The following is a 20749-nucleotide window of genomic DNA, read 5'->3' as shown; positions in this document are numbered from 1 at the left end:
TGAGACTTCGAACACCTCCCCCAACGGCACGGGAGCCTCGTGCGTTGCGGGGATCGAGCCCGTCACCCGATCAGTGGCCACGCTGAAAGACCTCAGTGATTGGCCGCCCGGCGTCCCACGACGACTCGGCTGCCAATTAGGAATTGCGAATGATCGCTCTGTAGGGAATCGACAGCGAGGTCGTCCGTCGGGTGGAACCAGCAGCACACCGTACGGAGGCACTACATGGCCGCGATCTGGGTCGGCATGGACGCAGGCAAGACCCACCACCATTGCGTTGCGATCGACGAGAGCGGCCGACGGCTGCTGTCGCGACGCGTCGCCAACGACGAACCCGAACTCCTCCAACTGATCGCCGACGTCCTGGCCCTGGGCGATGAAGTGACCTGGGGCATCGACCTGGCCGACGGCGGAGCCGCCCTGGCCATCACGATCCTCCTCAACCACGACCAGCCGCTGCACTACATCTCCGGCCGGGCCATCCACCGCGCCTCCGAGAGCTACCGCGGCGAGGGCAAAACCGACGCCAAGGACGCCGCCGTCATCGCCGACCAGGTCCGCGTCCGCCGCGACCTGCACCCCTTACGCGCCACCCACGACACCGTCACCGACCTCAAGATCCTCACCGGCCGGCGCACGGACCTGGTCGCGGACCGCACCCGCACCGTCAACCGCTTGCGCGCCCAGCTCACCGGCGTTTTCCCTGGTCTGGAACGGGCGTTGGACCTGACCAATACCGGCCCGCTCACCTTGCTGACCGGGTACCAGACCCCGGCGGCCATCCGCCGAATGGGGACCAGGCGGCTGGAGACCTGGCTGCGCAACCGCCATGTCGTGCGCCCTGACCGGCTCGCCGGGATCGCCATCGAGGCCGCTGAACGGCAGCACACCAGCCTGCCCGGCGAGAAACTGGCCGCCGAGCTGGTGCACACGCTGGCCAAGGAGGTGATGGCCCTCAACCAGCAGGTCACCGATCTCGACAAGGACATCGAGGCCCGGTTTCGCGACCACCCCACCTTCGACGTGATCACCAGCTTGCCCGGCATGGGCGTCATCCTCGGCGCCGAGTTCCTCACCGCGACCGGCGGCGACATGACGGCCTTCGGCACCGCCGACCGCCTCGCCGGCTTCGGCGGCGTCGCCCCCGTGCCCCGCGATTCCGGGAAGATCAGCGGCAACCTGCGGCGCCCACAGCGCTACAACCGCCGCCTCCAACGCGTCTTCTACACCTCGGCGTTGTTCAGCATCCGCCATTGCGAGGAATCGCGCCGGTTCTACGATCGCAAACGCGCCGAGGGCAAGCGCCACACACAGGCCGTCCTCGCCCTTGCCCGCCGCCGCGTCAACGTCCTGTGGGCACTCCTGCGCGACAGACGGCGCTATGAACTCATGCCGCCCACTGCTCACGCCACTTGACAGACCACATTAGGAATCACTGCCAGGAAAAGCACCATTCACCACAGATGTATTCAGTGTCAGAGGTGTAAGGGCCGTCGTGAAAGTGCCGTTCCCGCTCGACATCCATCAGATCACCCGCCCCTATGTCGGCGACTACATGTCCATAGTCAAAGAATACGTGATCTGCCGAACGGGCCGGGTGTGCGGGCCTACTTCGCCGGATTCGCCAGCTCTTTTGCCGAAGCAGCCCCGGGCCGGACGGGCTCATCACAGTTCCCGCCCCAATAGCTTGCACAAGTCGCATGCTGTGAGTGGCGGCCGAGGAGGCCGCCACTCAAGCGTTGGCTTACTCGGCTCCGTGGTGGTGGCCCCCGAAATATTTGACGGGTGACCAAGCGGGCAGGATATCGGGCAGACGCGGCGTGAGGGTGCTGTAGTCCTGCGCCCCGAACACCACCCTTCCATCCAGGACTGTCAAGACGGAGCAAACATGTTTGATCTGATTTTCAGGAACAGTGAAATAGTCCCTGTCCAACAGTGCAAAATCCGCCAGGTGTCCTGGAGCGATCATGCCCATTTCGGATTCTGTGTTCATGAACCATGTTGGACCACTGGTAAACAGCTTGAGTGCCTCGACTCGGGACAGGCGATTAGCCTTGGCAAGCACTTCAGACCCGGAGGCCGACTTTCCAGACACCATCCAGCTGACGCCTACCCACGGGTTGAAGGTGGCTGCCCGGAAAGCATCGGTGGTCATGGCGAGAGGGATTTCGCTATCGACCAGCTGGCGCAGCCGCGGAGTTCTCAGAGCCTTTTCGCGGCCGTGTGTTTTGATGAACCCATCTCCATGCAGCGCCATTTTGGCGTCCAAGGCAATTCCGCCGCCAAGCCTTTTGACCCGGTCAATGTTCTCCGGAGTGATAGTTTCGGCGTGTTCGATGCTCCATCGCAAACCGTCTAGCGGCGTTGTTTCGTTCATCTTCTCCAAGGCGTCAAGGAACGGCGTGATATTTTCGTTGTAGCTGATGTGCATGCGAAAAGGGATGCGCCGCCGGACCAACTTAGTGACATTTTCCTCGACGTGTCGCCGCATCTGGTCGGGGTCGATGATGACCGCCGGACGGTCGAAATTCTCATGATCGTGCACTTCCGCCTGCAACACTTCGCCGGCGCCACGATATACGTGGCCATGTTCCAGGGTCGGGTGCAGGTTTTGGCCTGGGCCGATGGGAGCGGTTTTGGTGATCGCTTCAATGTGTGCGTCCACCATATTGATTGGGCTGCCGTCGCCGAGTTGTATGTCGACGAAGGGCATGCGGACGTTGAGGCGGTTGTCGCGGGCCAGGACGTCTACGGTGGCTTGGGGTTTGGGGTAGCCCTCGCTGCCGCCGGCATCCACGATCGAGGTGACACCGAAACGGTTCAGGGCATGGACGGTATGGATCAGCGAGCTGACTTCTTCGTCGAACGAAAGTTGCGGGACCATGGTCTCCATGGCGAGGAAGGTGAATGTGTATCCGTAGATCACACCGGTGTAATGCCCTTGACCGTCCTTCTCGAATTCGGTTCCCGGCAATTCGGGAAACCGATCGGTGCCCACGCCCAACAATTCCATCGCCTGCTTATTCAGGAAGGCGCGATTATAGGCGTATTGCACGATCAATGGACGGTTATGCACGGCTTCGTGCAGCTCGTCCATCGTAGGGAACCGATTCTCCTCGAACTGGTAGGGGGACCAGCCGCCGATCACTTTGACCCAGTGCCCCTCAGGCGTTCGCTCCGCCTGCTCGCGCAGCATGCTCAGTGCGCGACGTAGCGTGGGTACGCCGTCCCACCTTATATTGTAAGTGTAGCCACTTTCGTTGAGCACGTGAGTGTGCGCATCGATAATGCCCGGAATGAGTCTGCGGCCACGCGCGTCGATGATCTTCGTTTCTGAATTTTTCAAACTCAAAATGTCTGCATCAGGACCAACCGAGTAGATACGGCCGCCCTTCACGGCTAAAGCGGATGCTTCGGCCTGTCCGCGGTTATTGGTGAAGATTTTTGCATTGATTACGATCAAATCCGCACCGGGAGGATTCTGCGTCGATTGTGCTTGGGCGTTGGGCATAATTCCAGTCATTTGTCCTCATTCAATTGAAACTTATGGAACACGCTAGGAAAAAATGCAGGGCGGCTGCGCGGTGTCTCCACACCGCCACCGATCCCGCCGCCGAAGACTGGGTGGGCGCCAAAGCCGCCCGGATCCTGGCCGGTGACGCCCTCGCAGCCGTCACAGCCATCCGCACCGAGGCCGACCACACGGGCCTGTCCCCAGATCAGCGGGCCGCCGCGGACAAAGCCTGCCGCTACCTGGAGAACAGTGCCGCCTTCGTCCACTACGACCAGGCCCTCGACGCCGGCTGGCCGACCGCCTCGACATCACCGGCAGCCGATGGAGCGTCTGCGGAGCCGAAGCCGTCCTCACCCTCCGCGCCTTCATCAGCAACGGCGACTTCCCGGCTTACAGAGGTTCCGTCCACCGGAAGGGGTCGTCTTCCAGCGCGGCACGGTCCCAGTGTCCGCGCACTGCGGCGGCTTCGTAGGTGGTGTGGAGGAACTCGGCGACCGCGCGGTCGGGGTCGGGCGCGGCGCGGACGGCCTCGTAGGGCAGGAGGAACTGCTGAAACTCGGCACTGAAGTAGGCGCCTTCGGGGCCGACCGGGTGATCGGCGAACCCGTCGGGTTCGGGGTAGGCGTAGGCGTAGAAGGCGCCCTCCTCTCCACCGCCGGGCCAGAACCCGCAGCTGGACAATTCCCGGGAGTAACCCTCGACCATCACCCAGTCCCCACAGTTGGGTACGCCGCCGGGGTGCGGAGGAGCCGACCGTCCCGAGAAGCGGGTGCAGGCGAGGTCCATCCCTCCCCAGAAGAAGTGCACCGGGCTGACCTTGCCGACGAAGTGCGACCGGAACTCGCCCATCACCCGGTTCGCCTGCAGCAGCTGTCGCCAGAACAGGGCGGCCGCTTCTCCGTCGTAGGTGGCGTGGTCGTGGTCCTCGGCAAAGGGGATCGCCGGCTCGACCTCGTTGGGGTGCGGATGGATCGGGGCGTCGATCCCGAGCTCGTCGAGCGTGTGCAGGACCTGGGTGTAGAACTCGGCGACCGGCATGGGCCGGAGCGGGAAACTTCGCACGCCACTGTCGCTGCTGCGGACTTCGAGCTGATGGCCGACGAAGTCGAATTCGATCTCGAAGGCCCCAGCGCGGTACGGGATGGTCGATGTCGTCAACCCGCGGGGGCTGACGTACAAGGTCACCTGCCACCAGTGGTTGAGCAGCGGAGCGTGGGCCATCCGGATCTTGCCCACGATCTGGGTCCACATGTGCAGAGTGTCGCGGGTGGCGGTCCAGTCCGAGACCCGGAGGCTCGGCCAGTTCGTCGTCGCTGGTGTGGTCATCGCTTCTCACATCCTTGACAGCACCATCAGTGGGTGGCGGTCATCGAGGCGCGTAGACATCGATCGTTGGGGACAACAGACCGCTTGGGGAAACCTGCGCGCGCCGGGGCTTGTCGTCCCAGAGCCACGGGTGGTCAGCGGTATTCGGGATTGGTGTTGTCGGGGTGGCAACCGGCGTCCCAGGCCGAGCGCTGGTTGCCATAAGCCGGAAACCCACCGGTGCTGCGGATCATCGAAGCGAGGTGGAGCAGGTTGTAGGTCATGAACGAGATGTTGCGGTTGGCGAAGTCGTTGTCCGGGCCGCCGGAACCTTCGTCGAGGTAGGAGGGGCCTGGGCCGACCTCGCCGAGCCAGCCCGCGTCGGCCTGGGGCGGGACGGTGAAACCGATGTGTTGCAGGCTGTACAGGATGCTCATCGCGCAGTGCTTGAGACCGTCCTCGTTGCCTGTGAGCAGGCACCCACCGACGCGTCCGTAATAGGCGTACTGTCCCTGCTCATTGAGCACGCCGGAGTAGCCGTAGAGCCGCTCGATCACCCGGCGGGTCACCGAACTGTTGTCACCGAGCCAGATGGATCCACCGATGACCAGGATGTCGGCAGCAAGGACTCGGGGCAGCAGTGCGGGCCACTCGTCGGCGTCCCATCCATCCTCGGTCATGTCTGGGCGGACGCCGGTGGCGATGTCGTGGTCGACGGCGCGGATTTGATCCACGCTCACTCCGTTCGCCTCCATGATCGCGACGCTGCGGTCGATGACACCCTGGGTGTGGCTGAGGTCGGGTGAGCGCTTGAGGGTGCAGTTGATGTACATCGCGCGCAGCCCGCTGAAGTCGGGCTTGTCATTCACGGGCACATTCATGGGGCTCCTTGCTTTCAGATCAGGACGCCTTCGATCTCGACGCCGGGGCTACGGCCGTACGCGTCCGCGCAGGCGCCCCCGGGTTCGTACCGGCCAACCACCACGCTGAATCGGTTGACGTCGCTCCACGAACCGGCGCGTGCGCCGCATAGCGACGGTCTGCGGCACCAGTAGCGACCCGCCCCGCCAAGTAGGTGACGCGTCACCCACATTAGCACCGACACTTGATGCGTCAACTAGAAGGTGATCCGCCCTCTGAGCGCTTGACCCAGGAAGTCATGTGGATGTTGCTCCAGCGAGTGGTGCGCCAGCACCAGTTCGCCCGCAGGGTGGAGGGCATCGTCGGCGAGGAGACCACGCGTGCTAGCCGCGATCATCTTCGTTGCCACCTCGGCTTGTACCTGGAATCAACTGGGCGCGGGGGCTGGCTCCGGTGGGGACGGATGCGTCGCCGCCTGGGCCCGCAGCTCCGCCGCACCCTCCAGGCGTGGATCGACGCCCACGCCGAGGGCCAGTTGGGCCGCGACCTACAGACATGCAGCAGCGGCATCCACGGCGTCGCCCACGCCCTCCACGCCATCGCAGCATGGGCCCGCTGAGCACCGTGCACAACAGGCGCCCGAAGCTGGGCACTGTGCACATTGGCCCGCGGGTGAGGTGCCTCTTACGGTTTCTGGGTGGCGGTCATCTGTCGCACGGGGGTACAGGTGACGCCTTTCCGACAGAACGGGGAGAAATCATGAAATTCAAGCGCACACTGCGCGGCGCGGGCGTATCAGCGGCGGCGGTGGCGACCACCTTCGCCATGGCCACCGGCGCTCAGGCGGCAGACCCGGACCACACGCTGTGGACCAACGACGACCGCCCCGGCGGCAAGATCGAGTTCACCCGGAACGGGGACAAACTGGAGGTCTGTGACGACCAGCCGGACGGCCTGCGCGCCGTCGCCTACGTCATCAACCCCGACGGCACCCAGCGCTACGGGATCGCCGCCAGCGGCTCGGGCAACTGCACCGACAGGGACGACAGCGACGGCTCGCGATACAACCTCAACGAGAACAAGAGGTACACGTTCAGGGTCTGCCTGGACGAAAACGAGGACGGCTCCGGCGACGACCGCTTCTGCCAGTCGCGCAAGTGGCGCGCCGGTGCCGGGTGACCTGCCCGCAGCCCGCCACATCCGCACGGACAAGGAGTAGCTCATGCCCGCACAACGCCTGTCGGCGTACGACCGCTGCTCCCAAGTTGCGTACGGACGAACGTCCCGGGCTGTCAGGCCACTTCGGTCTCCTGCTCGATGGCCTTGAGGCGGTTCTCAGCCGGTAGCTGGGGCCGTTGACGGAGATCACGGCTGACGGAGGCGGGACCGGGGCTCTTTGCTGCGCGGGGCCTGGCTCCGGTGGAGACGGATGCGCCGGAGCATGGACGGCCACCGGCCTCGCGCGGTCGCGCCGGTGTGAGGTCGGGCTCTCATCCCTGGCGTCGAAGGTGCCAACCGATTCCACGCCCGGAAAGCGAGAGCCCGATCACTGGAGCGTATGGGGCCGTCTCGACGGCTGCCCCCTGGTCTGCGATCCATCCAGCCCCGAGACACTGCGCCTGCCGCACGAGCGGGTGGCGGAAAGCGTCGAAGAAGGCCGGGGACCTGGGCCGTCTGCTCCTGCAGGGCCACTTCGATCTTCGTGCCGGCCGGGAGGAAGTTCGGCTGTCCGCCCTGGCAGCTGATGCGTGGACCGCTGGGGCCGTCGGCCGCACCCGCCTGGAGAAGGGACACCGGCGCCAACTGGTCACCGTGGTCGGGACGGTGACCGTCTCCCGGTGCGCGCTGCGCTCTCGGCCGCGAGCGTTCGATGCCGAGGCGGCGCTCGAGAAGGCGATGGTGGTCTTCTGGCGGCAGGGTTGCGAGGGTGCCAGCCTCGCAACCCTGACCGAAGCCATGGGTATCTCCCGCAAGAGCAGGTACGCGTCCTTCGGCAACAAGAAGAGCAGCTCTTCCGGAAGGCGTTGCAGCGCTGCACGGAAGGTCCTGGCGCAACGTCGTCCAGGCGTTGCGCGCACCCACCCGCCCGCGAGGTGGTCGCGGCGTTCCTCGCTGGCTCGGTGCGAGCCCACACCCGGCCCGGATGCCCACTGGGTGCCTGGGCGTACAGGGCGCGCTGGCCGTCGGCGAGACCGGGCAGGTCGCGCGCGACACCCTGACCGAATGGCGTGCCCAGAGCAGGTGCACCTGCGCGACCAGTGCCAACCGGCTGTCGCAGAGGGCGACCTGCCCGCCGACGCCGACCCGGAACTGATCGCCCGCTACGTCATGACGGTCGCGAAGGGCATGGCCATGCAGGCGGCGGGTGGTGCAGCGGGCGAGGACCTCCAGCGAGTGACCGGCGCCGCTCTCCGGAACTGGCCGCCTTCCTGACAGCTGCCGCGCTTGAAGCAGCCGACCAGTGAGGTTCGCCACCAGGATCAGTTTTCCTGGACCGGGCTGTCATCGGCGGATCCGCAAGCTCTGACGTTCTGTGCTCAATACGCAGGGGACCATGCGGTGCCCGAGTCTGATCCAGCGACCTCAACCGGTTGGATCACGAACTGCGGCTGGAGTATTGACGACAGGCAGTACCCGACACGGATCGGTGCCGTGGCAGCGGTGACGTCAGGCTTCGTTTCCGGTGGGCGTGGCCAGGAGCTGCTGCTCCCAGGCGAATGCCACACCGCTGGCACCGCCGTGCTGCGCCTGGACCTCGACGGTGCCCGATATGGTCTTCTCGCGGGCCCAGTCGCGCTGCCACTCGGCCATCACGGCCATCCAGGTGATCGGGGTCACGCCCGCCTGGTTCATGCGCTGCACCGCCATGTCGTGGGCCTCCTTCGAGACTCCGCCCGAGGCGTCGGTGACGGCGAAGACCTCGAAGCCCTCACCCGCCGCCTGTATCGCCGGCATCGCCAGACAGATCTCCGTCCAGAGGCCGGCGAGGATCAGCTTCTTGCGTCCGGTCGCCTTGACGGCATCCACGACACGCTCGTCCTGCCAGGTGTTGATGAAGGTCCTGTTGATCGGCTTCTGCTCCGGGAACACATCCTGCACCCCCTGGATCAGCAGGCCACCTCGCTCTTCCAGAACGGTCGTCAGAATGGTCGGGACGTCGAATGCCTTGGCGGCCTTGGCGAGCCCGACGACGTTGTTGATGATCATCGTCGGTTCGTGGCTGTGCAGGTTGGCGACCTGGAACGGCTGGTGGTCGATCAGGACAACCACGCTCTCCTCGGGCGTCAGCAGCGCGCCGAGTCCGGCCTTGTTCTCAGTGCTCACGAGATTCCCCTTCTGGAACTTTGCGTCCGTGGGTCTCCGGCAGTGCACCGACCTCTCGATACCCCGCAGTGAGCCAGCTACGGTTGGCCGGGCCGGCGACCCCAAACCATTTGGTTGACGCGTCATCGACCCTAGGTGTCGATCAGTGATGCGTCAACTAGCCACGGTCTTGGGTGTTCAGGCGAACTGGTCAGGCATGGCCCCGTCGTCCGGGAAGCGCAACTGGGGGGACTGTGTTACGAGTTGGGGCGTGACAGCGGGTGAGGTGTCGGTGCTGGTGAAAGGCATGATTCATTTGTGACGATCAAGGTCCGGCCGCAGGGCTGACGCCCGCCACCAGCTCGTCTTTGTCGACCCGCCGAGGGAATCGAGCTCCGCCTCGACGTCACCGGGATCCAGGTCCGCCGGCTTCTCGCCGCCGCGGGGACGGCGCGCGTTCGTCTTCGTTGGCTATGGCGACGCGTTTTGGGTCCTGGCGCGCATTCCGTGAAGGCGATCACGCTTCCGTACGCCGGTGACACACGGTCATATTGCCGGGATCCAACTGGTGTTCGCAGAAGGCGTGTTACGTGTTGTGTCGCGGACCCGGGACGAGCGGGTCTACGCCTGCCCGGCATGCGGGACACCGTCACGGCGGACGCACAGCCGGTACGAGCGCCGGCTCGCAGACGCCCCGGTGGGCGGCCGCCGGACCGTGATCGAACTGTCCGTTCGGCGCGGATCGTGGCCGGTCCGCGACCGCCGACGAGCAGCGGCGGGAGTCGCGCTTCAGGGGGTTCAGACAGGGTTTCAGGGCGTCCAGTAGTTGTGGGTGCCGACGAGTACGGAATGCAGCCGCACGCTGATGGCGTACTAGCCGGGGGCCACCGACGAAAAGCGCACACCTGCGTTCCTGCGAGCCCGTAGCTGTGGTGATCCCGTGTCGAAGCGGACGATTTCCCCTGACGGGCGGACGCCGGTCCACGGGGCGATTCAGGACGCGCGGGCGTTTTACGGAGGCCGCCTGGCAGCGGGCGATGGGCAGGCGGTGTACTCACCCGTATGTTCTTTACCCCAGACCCTGTCGTTCCGGACTGGCCGTACTGCGGTGACGGTGTCACCGGCGGGGACCGCGCTGGCTGTACCGGGCGCTCTGTCGACCCGCACTCGTCCTGCCTGGTACACCTGTCCGCCCTCGAACGCGACACTCACCTGGCGAGCCTGAACGCGGGCGACGACATCGACTACCGGGGCACCAGCTTCACTGACCAACTGCTCGACCAACTCCTCAACGCCCTCAAAGACCCCGCCACAAACAGCCCACGTCTCGGCGACGCGCGCTTCGCGTCGGCCACCTTCACCGGCGACGCCGATTTCGAGTCGGCTGCTTTCGCTGGCGACGCCGATTTCGAGTCGGCCACCTTCGCCAGCGTTGCCCGGTTCTACTCGGCCACATTCGCCGGCCGCGCCTGGTTCAACCGGGCCACCTTCAGCCGCGAAGCGCAGTTCGACTCGGTCAACTTCACCGGATTCGCCGGGTTCGAGTCGGCCACCTTCACCGGCGTCGCCCGCTTCTACTCGGCCACATTCGCCGGCGACGCTTGGTTCCTCTTGGCTACCTTCATCGACGCCGCCACGTTCATCTCGGCCACCTTCACCGACGCCGGGTTCCGGGCAGCCACGTTCACCGGGGACGCGAATTTCCACCGGGCCACATTCGCCGGCGACGCCCGGTTCCCGTCGGCCGCCTTCACCGGTACCGCCCAGTTTCGGTCGGCCACGTTCACCGGCACCGCCGATTTCAGTGCGGCCACGTTCACCGGCGACGCCCGGTTCCACTTTGCCGCCTTCAGCGGCGACGCCCGGTTCGAGTCGGCCACCTTCACCGGCATCGCCTGGTTCGGCTCGGCCACCTTCACCGGCTTCGCCTGGTTCGAGGCGACGAACTTCACCGAAGACGTCGACTTCCGTGCGACGGTGTTCGAGCAAGCGGGGGAATTGGGTCCTCTGGTCTGTGGGAAGACGGTGTTCCTGTCGGGGGCGAGGTTCAGCGGGCCGGTGACGCTGTCGATCGCGGCCCGGGGCCTGGAGTGTCACCGGACGCGCTGGGCATCAACCGCCACGCTGCGACTGCGCCATGCCGACGTCGACTTCGCGCACGCCGACTTCGAATACCCCCTGAGCATCGCCGCCGAGCAAGCCCCTTTTCCCAATTCCCGTGGAAATCGCGGTGCCGTCGTCCCGGAGGAGCGCCTCGCCGACACAGCCGGCTCCGGGGTGCGGATCGTTTCCCTGCGCGGGGTAGACGCCGCCCACCTGGTGCTCGCCGACATCGACCTGACGCGGTGCCTGTTCACCGGGACCGTCCACCTCGACCAGATCCGCCTGGAAGGCAACTGCACCTTCGCCATCGTCCCGGCCCGCACGCAATGGCGGCGGCTCCGCCCTCAACGGTTCACTCAGCGTCGAACCCTCGCCGAGGAACACCACTGGCGCTCCCGCCAGCCCACCGCCATTCCAGGCTGGCAGCAGGCCACCCCCGACACCGGGCATACCGAACACGTGGGGCCGGCGCAACTCGCCCCGGTCTACCGGGCGCTTCGCAAGGCATTCGAGGACAGCAAGAACGAGCCGGACGCGGCAGACTTCTACTACGGCGAGATGGAGATGCGCCGCCACGACCACCTCCGGCCGCGCGCCGAACGAGCTCTCCTTGCCGCGTACTGGGCGCTCTCGGGATACGGACTGCGCGCCACACGCGCCGTGGTGTGGCTGCTGCTCGCGATGACCGGCACGCTGCTTGCGATGATGCTCTGGGGTCTGCCCGCCGACAGTTGGAAGCCGGAGACCGTCGGCAGCGTGACCGGCCGGCAAGTTCGGCTGCCTGCCGAGAAGCCCGACCCGGTCAACGCCACCAACGCTCTCCACGAGCGCCTCTCCACCAAGCGTTTCGAGAAAGGCCTGCGAGTGGTGGTCAACTCGGTGATCTTCCGGTCCTCCGACCAGGAACTCACCACCGCCGGCACCTACACCGAAATGGCCTCCCGCCTGACCGAACCCGTCCTGCTCGGCCTCGCCGTCCTCGCTATCCGCGGACGCATCAAGCGATAGGTGGAACCGACCAGTGGGAACGGCCCGGACCCGCGTTAGCCACCTCATTGACTTGTCGCACCGAACGTTGAGCAGTCTCAGTGAAGTCTGAGCACCAGCTACGCAGCAGGTCAGAGGGGTGACGGCTCGTGCTCGACGAGACGCTCCAGCTTCCGGCTGATCATGGCCATGGTGGACAAGCGGAGCCTCGGCCTGCTGCGACACCGTCCTGACCTGCGCACTCAACCTGAGACGAGCTGCGATCCGTCAGCCATCGGTGAGAATCGCGCAAGGTCCGGTGCGACGGGACACTCATCAGCGACACCGAGCCCAGCGATCACGCCCCGCCCGCTTTTCGTCACCCAGGATCCGGCTTTCGTCGGGAGCCCGTCGTCGGACGCAAGCCAGGCACCGACCTGCTGACTGCGCGCCTGGCATTCCGTTACTTGCCGAGGCTCATTTCGTCGGTAGCCCGCCGGTGCGGCGGGGGGCGATTCCGCGACGGAAGCGGTGCACGTCCTCCGAGCGGGTCACCAGGGGTCACGACAGGTTCAGCCGGGCCGTGTTACCTGCGCAATGCCTCGGCAGGCTCGATACGGGAGGCCCGCCAGGCCGGATAGAGCCCGGCGAGCACGCCCGTGGCGAGCCCGATCAGCGGAGCGGCGGCGACGGTGCCCGGATGGATGACGGCCGTCCAGTTCCGTACGAGGGCGACGGTGAGCACGGTGAGCACCCCGAGCGAGGTACCGACCAGTCCGCCCAGCACGCCCAGTGCCCCGGACTCCGCGAGGAACTGGCCCAGGATGTGACGGCCCCTGGCGCCCAGTGAACGTCGCAGGCCGATCTCCCCGGTGCGTTCCAGCACGGCGACGAGCGTCGTGTTGGCGATCCCCACGGCTCCGATGACCAGACAGATCGCGGCGAGTACGAGAAAGAGCTGGTCCAGATCGGAGGTGACCGAGGTGCGCAGGGACCGCGGATCGGGGGGCGGAACGGCCTTGAAGTGGCCCGGCTGATCCGGGCGCAGCGCGATCGGGGCCTCCTCGGCGATCTGGACGGCCGCACCGACCCGGGTGGAGATCAGCATGCCGGCCCGGCTCTGCGTGGGAGGGCCCCACAGCGCGGTCGCCGTCGAACGCGGCACGACGACGGAGAGCAGCAGATCCGCCTTGCGGTCGACATCGCCGACGATGCCGATGACCGAGAAGGGGATCTCGCCGATGAAGACGGCGGGCCGGGTGTCGAGGGTGGTGATACCGAGCCGGGCCGCCGTGCCAGCGCCGATCACGGCGACCTGCTGCTGCTCCTTGTCGTGCCAGGAGTCGAAGATCCTGCCCTGCTCGAGGGTCGCCCGGGCGGCTCTGAGCACGCCGGAGGACGCGGCGAGTACCGGGACCTCGTCACCCCGTGCCCCGTCCCCGACCGGTGCGGCACGCACCCGGCGGGCGGCGGGGGCATCGACGGTCCAGTAGACACCGGCGGCCTCGACGCCGTGGAGGCGTTCGACACGACGGTCGGCGTCGCCGGGGAACGAGAGGGCCGGTTTGACGGGCTGGTCGCCACCGGTGTCCTCGATGGTCACTTCGGTCGCGGTCAGGGAGTTGAAGCGGGAGTCGATCTGGGAGGAGGCTGTCGCGGTCAGACCGAGAATGGCCACGAAGGTACCGACTCCCAGCACGGTTCCCAGCGCCGTGAGGGCGGAGCGGCCGGGGCGCTGGAGGACTCCGGCGACGGCCTCGGCGAACAGATCACGCAGCGCGAAGCGGGAGCGCTCGACGACGGCGCCGACGGCCGACGGGAGATCTCCGGACAGCGGCTCGCCGGCGCGTTGCCCGGGCCGCTCCCCGGGCCCTTCGGACGCCCTGCTGGACTTGCCGGCTCTGACGCGGAACCTCATGCCGCACGCTCACTCTGCTCGCTCAGCACGCCGTCCCGGATGGTGATGGTGCGCCGCGCCCGTGCAGCGACGGCGGGGTCATGGGTGATCACAACCAGCGTCATGCCGTCGCCGTTCAGTTCGTCGAGGAGCCGCAGCACGGACTCGGCCGTCGCCGTGTCCAGATTCCCGGTCGGCTCGTCGCACAGCAGCAGCGAGGGTCGGGCCACGAGCGCCCGGGCGACGGCCACGCGCTGTCGCTCGCCGCCCGAGAGCCGGGTGGGCAGCGCGTCGACACGCGGACCGAGCCCGACCCGCTTCAGCGCCTCCCGTGCGTGCGCCGCCCGTTCGGCGCGCCGCACGCGTCCCCCATACACCATGGCCAGCTCGACGTTCTCGCGAGCACTGCGGTGGGGCAGCAGATGGAAGGACTGGAAGATGAAGCCGATCCGGCGCCCGCGCAGTGCCGTGCGCTCGGCGTCCTTCAGCGAGCCCGTGTCATGGCCGTCCAGCAGACAGGCGCCCGCGGTCGGGGTGTCGAGCAGCCCGGCGATGTTGAGGAAGGTCGACTTCCCGGAGCCGGAGGGACCGACGACGGTGACGTACTCGCCGCGCTCGATCCGCAGATCGCACGGCTTGAGGGCCTCGACCGGCGGCGGCCCCGGATAGGTGAGCGCCGCGGCGCGCAGTTCCAGAACGGGCACAGGTGCTTCGGCGGGTACGGGTACGGTCATCCGGCGCCCTCACCCTCCCTGCCTGCCACGCCGACGATCACACGGTCGCCCGCGCGCAGCCGGCCCCCGCTGAGCGGCCGTACGGCAACGAATCCGTCGCCTTCGGTGCCCGTGGCCACCTCCGTCCGGCGCCGCTGTCCGCCCGCCCCGTACACCGTGACGACGGTCTTGCCGTCCGCGCCCGCGGAGATCGCGGCGACCGGCACGATCAGTACCTTTCCCCGCGAGGAGCCTGCGGTCACGGTCAGCCGGACATCCTGCCCGGCGAGCTCGGCGGGCAGCCTCTTCACGGGCTTGACCAGTACCCGGTAGCCGCCCCCGCCCCCGCTGCCCTCCCCCGCGCCGTCCCCGTCGCCCTCGCCGCCGTCGTCCCGGTTCGCCTCGTCGGACACCGTGGCGAGGGTGCCCTCGGCCGTGGCGCCGGTGGCCTCCGAGAGGATCTCCACGTGCTGCCCCGCCCGGATGAGATCGTGTTGCTCCGGCCCGAGCTCACCCTGGACGACGAGGTCACCGGCGGAGACGGTGAGGAGTCCCGCACCGGCCGCGGTCTCGGCGCCGACCCGCGTCCGCAGCCGGTCGACCCGGGCGGGGAATCCCCGCAGGAATGCCACCTCGGCGGCGGGCAGCATCGGACCGTCGGCCGCCGCCAGTGCGGCGAGTTCGGCGCGTGCGGCGGCCAGGTCCTGCGCTGCTCTCGTCTTCTCCTTGCCCTCCGGGGCGTCCTCCCAGGCGCGTTCGGCCTGGGTCACTGCCCGCTGCGCGGCGGTCAGTTCCGCGCCGCCGTCGGCTCCGGCGGGCAGCGGCTCGTAGCCACGGGAGGCATAGAAGGCCGTGAGTGCCCGCTTGGTCCCCGCGCCGAAGACGCCTTCTTCATCGGGGGCGGATCCGTGCCCGAGGCGGCCCAGCGCGCGCTGTAGTTGCACGACGTCCGCGCCGCGCGCACCGGGCTTCAGGTCCCGGTAGGCGGGGAGGGTTCCCGGCAGGGCGAAAAGCGGCCGGCCGGAGATCTCGACCAGCACCGAGCCGGCTCGTACGGTGGCACCCTCCCGCAGCGGGGTCCGGGTCGCCACCGCGCGAACCGCGTCCCCGCCCCCGCCCCCGCCCGACACTGCCGTGATCTCAGAGGTCTGATCAGCCTGTACGGTGCCGCGCAGCACCACGGAGTCCTCGAGTACCCGGTGTTCGACGGGGGCGGTGAGCACGTCCGCCGGGGGCGGCCCCTGCGAAGCCGCCCGCTCCGCGGGGGACTTGACCATCGTGGCGGCGCCTATGCCTCCGGCCGACAGCAGCACCGCCCCCGCGGCCACGACGATCAGCAGACGCCTCCGCCGTGCGAGCACCGTGCCGGAATCCGCATCCGCGGACGTGTCGGTCTTCTGTTCAGACACCGCTGCCCGCCAGTCGCACCGAATTGCGCAGCACGACGTCGATGGTCCGCTTCACATCGGCCATACGCTCGGCGTTGTCCTCGACGTACTGCTTCTCATAGGCGGCCTGCACCGCCCACCAGACTCCGACGAGGTTGGTCTTGTGCTTGCAGGCGACATCCGCCTTGGCCACCTGGATCTCCGCCTGGCCGGCGGGCGCGGCAGGGCCCCACCGGTCGTCGTCGTTCGCCTGCATCGGGTCGTCGTAGTCGTAGCCCGAATCCTTCATACAGGCGCTCCACTTGCGGAAGACCTCCTTGACCCGCTCGTCGGCGTCCGCGCGGGACCGGGGTCCGACGCGATCGTTGGGCACCTGGAGAAAGGCATCCGTCCCGTCCTCACCGAGGGTCTCGTGGTTCGCCTCGCCCTGACAGCCGCCCTTCGGGACCTGCTCGCCGCCGAGCCGCTCGCCGGCGTTGCTGCCCACCAGCACGGCACGCTCGGCCTCGGTGGGAGTGGTGTCCTCACCCTCGCCGTCGTCGTCCTCGACGCGACGGTCCCGGTCGGGCGCCCTGTAGCCGGACGCAGCGGCCGTGTCCGCGTCGATGACGAAGTAGTAACGGGTCTTGTCGGGGCGGAGGTCCGGCACCTCCCCGGAGTCGAGTACGGCGTCCATGGCCCGGAAGTCGAAGCCGAAGCGGGACATGCACTGCCGGATGAGGGACCGCTGTGTCTTCAGGTACGTCTGGTACTGCTCCTTGGTGAGCGTGTACGCGTCCATCGGCAGATCGGGTATGTCGGCGCTGCTCCGCACCCGCGGTATCTCCCCGAGATCGGGTACGGGCCCACCGTTCCCGTCACCGTCCCCCGAGCAACCGGAGAGAAGAGCGGCCAGGACCACGACCGACGACGCACTGCGGAACCGGATCCGGCTCACTGGACTCCAATCCTCCGGGTGGGAGACCTTCTGGGAAACTTCCGCCCAGTGGCGCCGGCGGATATCGGCCGTCGGCGCCACCGCTTACGGTGCACGACCGCGACTACCCCCTCCGGACGACCGGACGGTTCAGCTGCAGATCGGCTGTGTGCTGCGGGTCAGTACTGCTTGTACGAGGAGGTTTCGTCGTTCATCGCGTCGCCCACGTAGGAGGCGCTGACGAAGGCGCCGAAGGACGCTTCGCCGAAGTTGGGGTACTCGTAGATCCTGGTCGAGCAGTTCGAGAAACTCCGCCAGGACGAGATCTCGTTATCCCAGGCGCTGGACAGCGAGCTGCGCTGCCAGTCCACGTCGCTGTTGGCGTCACAGCCGTAGTCCCCGGCCGACGTCAACGTCGAACCGGCATAGTTCTGGTGCTCGTAGAAGATCGTGTGGACGACCGACTGGACGCCGACGTTGCCGGACGCAGTGCTCGGCGCCGCCTCGGCCGGGGCAACGGCCCCGAACGCCGCCGCGCCCGCCAGGGCAGTGGCGGCCATCATGGATCTGAGACGCATTGCTGTTTCCTCTCACTCGCTTGATCTTGATGAGGTGGAACGGAAACGTGCTGCGATGAGACAGGGGCCGGTGGGCCCCCGGGAGGCGGCCGCATAACTGTCATGCGGCGGACAGCGGTGGTCAAAGTGTCAACAACCATTCTCTACACCGGAGTTAACGCCGGATCACACACCAGCCCACCCTGCGTTCCGCTGTCAGCCCCGTACGACGGGCACAGTAGCCCGGCTCGGTCGCTGAGTGTGCCGGTCGTTTGACCCACAAGGAACGGCCGCCGCGAACATCGCAATACGGGCAAGGCGACGGTCGAGACCGCCTCTGGTTTACAGCCGCGACCTTGTTGAGCTCGACTGCCGCTACCGCTGGGACCACGAGAAGCCGCCCTACGGGTCCATCAGCTCCGTGGCTCGCAGCGAAGGCGCGGGTCACCGCAGAGCGCGGAGGGCTGGGGTGTTGGTTCGACAACTTTGCGACATCATCGCGCAGCTTCTCCACGATCTGCTCGTACCGCTGGACGCTGGCGTTGCCGATCTTCTTCGTACTGGGCACCGTGCCCCCCTGCTGGCTAGGGCGATTTCTTCCGGCCCCACCGAGGCGATTCCAGCAGGCCCCGAAATGTGAAGCCCGCTCCGAGGCGACCTGCATCAGCCCCGCCCGTGACCGGCTCGGAGGGCCAAGTAGGACTGTTTTCAAGCCGTCTTCGCTGGCGGCGATCTTCACAGATTGGGGCCGGTTCGAGGCGCCTCGGTGGTCCCAAAACGCGTCGCCATAGCCAGTCTTCGTCAAGAAGAAACAGAACACCATGAAGGCCACCGTCATCGCCGACTTGCGTGGCCGCACGGCATGGGCCGATGTCCTGCGACCCGGCCGCACGCATGACGCCACGGCCGCCCGCAGCGAAGGCACCGCCGACTGCGTCCAGCACTTTCCCGCCGGTCAAGCCTCCGGGCGGTTTCTGCCGGGAGGCCATGACCGGCTGACGGAAGTGTCGGCACCCTGGTCGCCAGGCTCGCCGGATCGCATCGTTGCTACGGGATCGGTCCGTCGTAGTCCATCCAGAAGTCGATGGCGTCCGGCCGCGGCCGGGTTGCCAGCGCGCTTCCTTCACCAAACTCCATGACCTGCTCGGGTGATCGCGCCACCGTGGGCCAGACCGGCAGGCCCGATCCGTTCGGGTCGCCCGTACGCACGAAATTGACCCAGTACGCGCTCATCTGGTCGCGCAATCTGTAGTCGACCTCTTCGTATTCGGCGTCATTGTCCTTCCCGAGGTTGTCAAAGGCGTACATCACCTCCGCACCGTGATAGGCGCCGAACTTCTCGAGGCCTTTTTCCGGTGGGACGCGAGTGAAGTAGTAGAGGTACGCGGCTGACTCGCCCGTTTGAGTCTGCAGGCGCGCCCAGCGGCGCATGGCGCGAGTCATGATCTTGTCGGTATCGGCCTGCAGACGGGACTTCAGCACTTGCTCCTGGTTCTCACCGGGGTACAGACGCAAAAAGCGCTCGGCCTCCGCGCCGTACGTCTTGCGGGCCGACTTCTGATACTTGTCCACGTCGGTGTCCGGTGGGCTGGCCAGAGCGAGCGAAGCCTCGTCCGCGTTACTGCCGAGAAGGATCGGCACGTCCAACTGTTCCCCGGATGCGTAGATCTCCGCCGGCGGTCGGTCCAGGAGGTGGCCGTCGATGGAGGGACGCCAGTGGGCGTCGAGTGACTTGGCCGCGTCGAGGATGCGCTTGACGGGCATCTTGCGCATCTCCTCCACAGAGGCGCCCCCCAGCTTCTCGCTCAGACGTCTGCCGGCGTCCTCTGCCACCACCTTGATATCGGCCTGATCGTCCTTCTCGGTGCTTCCGGCCGTGCCCATGCAGGCACCGCTCCCGGCGATGATGCCGTCCACCAGCCCTTCGGCGAGTGGCGTCGCGCCCAGGATGCATACGCTCGCGCCGCCGGCTGATTCTCCCGCGATCGTCACTTGGTCCGGGTCACCGCCGAACGCCGCGATGTTCTGCCGGATCCACTTCAGCGCGGCAATCTGATCGAGGATTCCGTAATTCCCCGAAGCGCTTTCCTTGGATTCTGCCGCGAGTTCCGGATGGGAAAGGAATCCGAGCACTCCCAGCCGGTAGTTGAGTGTGATGACGATTGCCTCACCCCTGGAAGCGAGTGACTCGCCGTCGTAGAGCGGCAGAGCTCCGGAACCTGTCGTGAACCCCCCGCCCGGAACGTAGACGAGCACGGGAAGCTTCGCCGAGGCCAGCTTCGTGCTGTGCCAGATGTTGAGGGTGAGACTGTCCTCGCTGACCGGATACGGGTTGAGGAACGTGTCCTCCAGAGGTATGTCGACGACCTGGGAAAGCGCTCGCGTGAAGAAGGTTGACGTGCCTTGAACGGGAACGTCCGAGAACCTGTCGGCGGTGAACACCTCGGAGCGCGGCTCAGGAGGCTGAGGCGGACTCCACCGCAAATCTCCCACGGGGGGCCGGGCGTAGGGGATGCCCGCGAAAATCTCAACCGTGCGCTCGTCGTTGAGGACGCCTCGCACGGCCCCCTCCCGCGTGGAGACGAGCGCGGAAGGCTGGGGATCGGTCCCGCCCGCGACGCGGTTCTGCGCAGGTGGGTAGACGAGGACGGCAGTGGTACTCACGAGTGCTCCGGCAAGCAGCCAGGCCCCCACCTGGAGCAGGGCCCGCCCTCGAAGCCACCAGTGTGCGGTCACACCGAGGGTCGCGAGCAGCGCGCCCACGACTGCCCAACTCCACCACGGGCTCCGGTTGAGCCATGCAAGCACGGCCGCGATCGCGGTCAGGGGAAGAAGGGGTACCCAGTACTTGGGAGATCGAGTGAACCTTCGACGCCGACCTGCGTCTTCAGTGGCGTTTGCTTGATCAACGCCCGTTGGGTGAGTCGATTTTCCGGTTCGCACTAAACCAATCTTTCGTTTCCTGGACAGCGCACACCTACTTGCCGGCAGTCGATCGGGCCGTCGTGCCGGCGCCGTCTGTTCTCATGCTTCAACCCTCTCCGTGGAGGCGCGGGGCACCAGTGCCGCCCTGTCACCAGCGGGCATGACAAATGTCAGAACGGCGGCTGTGTGCGAGGGAGGCACGCCTGTTCAGTACTCCAGCAGCGGTTCGGGTCCTGAGCTGATGATCGTCGTTGACCAGGCGTGGAGGGCGTGGCTGAGGTCGGCTGCTGGACTGGGGAGT

The 20749-nt window shown here is 66.9% G+C and carries 15 protein-coding genes and 5 pseudogenes; 9 read left to right on the top strand and 11 right to left on the bottom strand.

All coding sequences use genetic code 11. The features are described from left to right. The first annotated feature begins 225 nt into the window (after positions 1-225). The gene (locus AB0I98_RS31595; protein WP_362947947.1) at positions 226-1416 is read left to right on the top strand and encodes an IS110 family transposase; all 1191 of its coding nucleotides are present in this window, start codon (positions 226-228) and stop codon (positions 1414-1416) included. Positions 1417-1744: 328 nt separating this feature from the next. Here the strand turns inward: AB0I98_RS31595 and AB0I98_RS31590 are convergent, their stop codons facing one another. The 4 genes from AB0I98_RS31590 to AB0I98_RS31575 all read right to left on the bottom strand — a co-directional run bounded on the left by AB0I98_RS31590 (position 1745) and on the right by AB0I98_RS31575 (position 5700). Next, entirely contained in the window at positions 1745-3523 is a 1779-nt protein-coding gene (locus tag AB0I98_RS31590) for an amidohydrolase (protein WP_362947945.1), read from the bottom strand. Continuing rightward, positions 3520-3780, bottom strand: coding sequence for a hypothetical protein (locus tag AB0I98_RS31585; protein WP_362947942.1), 261 nt, complete (start codon positions 3778-3780; stop codon positions 3520-3522). The genes AB0I98_RS31590 and AB0I98_RS31585 overlap by 4 nt, the downstream gene beginning before the upstream one ends. Positions 3781-3904: 124 nt before the next feature. Then, positions 3905-4840 carry a DUF5996 family protein gene (locus AB0I98_RS31580; RefSeq protein WP_362947940.1) on the bottom strand — a complete coding sequence of 312 codons (936 nt, stop codon included), beginning with the start codon at positions 4838-4840 and terminating at the stop codon, positions 3905-3907. A gap of 134 nt (positions 4841-4974) precedes the next feature. Beyond that, the gene (locus AB0I98_RS31575; protein ID WP_362947938.1) at positions 4975-5700 is read right to left on the bottom strand and encodes a flavodoxin family protein; all 726 of its coding nucleotides are present in this window, start codon (positions 5698-5700) and stop codon (positions 4975-4977) included. A gap of 227 nt (positions 5701-5927) precedes the next feature. Here AB0I98_RS31575 and AB0I98_RS31570 point away from each other — a divergent pair. The 5 genes and pseudogenes from AB0I98_RS31570 to AB0I98_RS31550 form a co-directional block, all read left to right on the top strand. After that, positions 5928-6114 (top strand): annotated as a pseudogene (locus AB0I98_RS31570) (hypothetical protein); the annotation flags it as partial. Between the two features lie 29 nt (positions 6115-6143). Continuing rightward, positions 6144-6299, top strand: coding sequence for a hypothetical protein (locus AB0I98_RS31565; protein ID WP_362947950.1), 156 nt, complete (start codon positions 6144-6146; stop codon positions 6297-6299). Between the two features lie 140 nt (positions 6300-6439). After that, a complete protein-coding gene (locus tag AB0I98_RS31560; protein WP_362947936.1) occupies positions 6440-6859 on the top strand; it encodes a hypothetical protein in 420 nt (139 codons plus the stop codon). 483 nt (positions 6860-7342) lie between these two features. After that, positions 7343-7534: pseudogene (locus AB0I98_RS31555) on the top strand (hypothetical protein); the annotation flags it as partial. Then, positions 7526-8113, top strand: a pseudogene (locus tag AB0I98_RS31550) (TetR/AcrR family transcriptional regulator). The pseudogenes AB0I98_RS31555 and AB0I98_RS31550, both read left to right, overlap by 9 nt. A 234-nt stretch (positions 8114-8347) precedes the next feature. Here the strand turns inward: AB0I98_RS31550 and AB0I98_RS31545 are convergent. After that, entirely contained in the window at positions 8348-9004 is a 657-nt protein-coding gene (locus AB0I98_RS31545; RefSeq protein ID WP_362947935.1) for a hydrolase, read from the bottom strand. A 607-nt stretch (positions 9005-9611) separates the two neighbouring features. Here AB0I98_RS31545 and AB0I98_RS31540 point away from each other — a divergent pair. Then, a pseudogene (locus tag AB0I98_RS31540) lies at positions 9612-9722 on the top strand (transposase family protein); the annotation flags it as partial. A gap of 323 nt (positions 9723-10045) precedes the next feature. Next, a complete protein-coding gene (locus AB0I98_RS31535; protein ID WP_362947934.1) occupies positions 10046-12094 on the top strand; it encodes a pentapeptide repeat-containing protein in 2049 nt (682 codons plus the stop codon). Between the two features lie 544 nt (positions 12095-12638). Here the strand turns inward: AB0I98_RS31535 and AB0I98_RS31530 are convergent. The 5 genes from AB0I98_RS31530 to AB0I98_RS31510 all read right to left on the bottom strand — a co-directional run bounded on the left by AB0I98_RS31530 (position 12639) and on the right by AB0I98_RS31510 (position 17544). Then, the gene (locus AB0I98_RS31530; RefSeq protein WP_362947933.1) at positions 12639-13970 is read right to left on the bottom strand and encodes an ABC transporter permease; all 1332 of its coding nucleotides are present in this window, start codon (positions 13968-13970) and stop codon (positions 12639-12641) included. Beyond that, entirely contained in the window at positions 13967-14683 is a 717-nt protein-coding gene (locus tag AB0I98_RS31525) for an ABC transporter ATP-binding protein (protein ID WP_362947931.1), read from the bottom strand. The genes AB0I98_RS31530 and AB0I98_RS31525 overlap by 4 nt, the downstream gene beginning before the upstream one ends. Then, positions 14680-16071 carry a peptidoglycan-binding protein gene (locus AB0I98_RS31520; protein ID WP_362947930.1) on the bottom strand — a complete coding sequence of 464 codons (1392 nt, stop codon included), beginning with the start codon at positions 16069-16071 and terminating at the stop codon, positions 14680-14682. The genes AB0I98_RS31525 and AB0I98_RS31520 overlap by 4 nt, the downstream gene beginning before the upstream one ends. Beyond that, the gene (locus AB0I98_RS31515; protein ID WP_362947929.1) at positions 16064-16987 is read right to left on the bottom strand and encodes a hypothetical protein; all 924 of its coding nucleotides are present in this window, start codon (positions 16985-16987) and stop codon (positions 16064-16066) included. The genes AB0I98_RS31520 and AB0I98_RS31515 overlap by 8 nt, the downstream gene beginning before the upstream one ends. Positions 16988-17145: 158 nt before the next feature. Continuing rightward, a complete protein-coding gene (locus AB0I98_RS31510) occupies positions 17146-17544 on the bottom strand; it encodes a hypothetical protein (protein ID WP_362947928.1) in 399 nt (132 codons plus the stop codon). 776 nt (positions 17545-18320) lie between these two features. Here AB0I98_RS31510 and AB0I98_RS31505 point away from each other — a divergent pair. Beyond that, positions 18321-18473 (top strand): annotated as a pseudogene (locus tag AB0I98_RS31505) (transposase family protein); the annotation flags it as partial. Between the two features lie 97 nt (positions 18474-18570). Here AB0I98_RS31505 and AB0I98_RS31500 read toward each other — a convergent pair. Next, positions 18571-20286 (bottom strand): carboxylesterase family protein, encoded by a 1716-nt coding sequence (locus AB0I98_RS31500; protein WP_362947926.1) that lies wholly within the window; start codon positions 20284-20286, stop codon positions 18571-18573. Between the last annotated feature and the right edge of the window lie 463 nt (positions 20287-20749).

It is taken from the genome of Streptomyces sp. NPDC050211, assembly GCF_040656035.1.
Lineage (GTDB): Bacteria > Actinomycetota > Actinomycetes > Streptomycetales > Streptomycetaceae > Streptomyces.
The sequence above is the reverse complement of the archived record's forward strand: the minus strand, read 5'-3'. Positions and strand labels throughout refer to the sequence as shown.

Bases quoted from the DNA above. Each gene is read 5' to 3' on its own strand.
- AB0I98_RS31560 (WP_362947936.1), top strand. From the start codon at position 6,440: ATGAAATTCAAGCGCACACTGCGCGGCGCGGGCGTATCAGCGGCGGCG.
- AB0I98_RS31595 (WP_362947947.1), top strand. From the start codon at position 226: ATGGCCGCGATCTGGGTCGGCATGGACGCAGGCAAGACCCACCACCAT.
- AB0I98_RS31535 (WP_362947934.1), top strand. From the start codon at position 10,046: ATGTTCTTTACCCCAGACCCTGTCGTTCCGGACTGGCCGTACTGCGGT.
- AB0I98_RS31565 (WP_362947950.1), top strand. From the start codon at position 6,144: ATGCGTCGCCGCCTGGGCCCGCAGCTCCGCCGCACCCTCCAGGCGTGG.
- AB0I98_RS31530 (WP_362947933.1), bottom strand. From the start codon at position 13,970: ATGAGGTTCCGCGTCAGAGCCGGCAAGTCCAGCAGGGCGTCCGAAGGG.
- AB0I98_RS31580 (WP_362947940.1), bottom strand. From the start codon at position 4,840: ATGACCACACCAGCGACGACGAACTGGCCGAGCCTCCGGGTCTCGGAC.
- AB0I98_RS31590 (WP_362947945.1), bottom strand. From the start codon at position 3,523: ATGACTGGAATTATGCCCAACGCCCAAGCACAATCGACGCAGAATCCT.
- AB0I98_RS31510 (WP_362947928.1), bottom strand. From the start codon at position 17,544: ATGCGTCTCAGATCCATGATGGCCGCCACTGCCCTGGCGGGCGCGGCG.
- AB0I98_RS31525 (WP_362947931.1), bottom strand. From the start codon at position 14,683: ATGACCGTACCCGTACCCGCCGAAGCACCTGTGCCCGTTCTGGAACTG.
- AB0I98_RS31575 (WP_362947938.1), bottom strand. From the start codon at position 5,700: ATGAATGTGCCCGTGAATGACAAGCCCGACTTCAGCGGGCTGCGCGCG.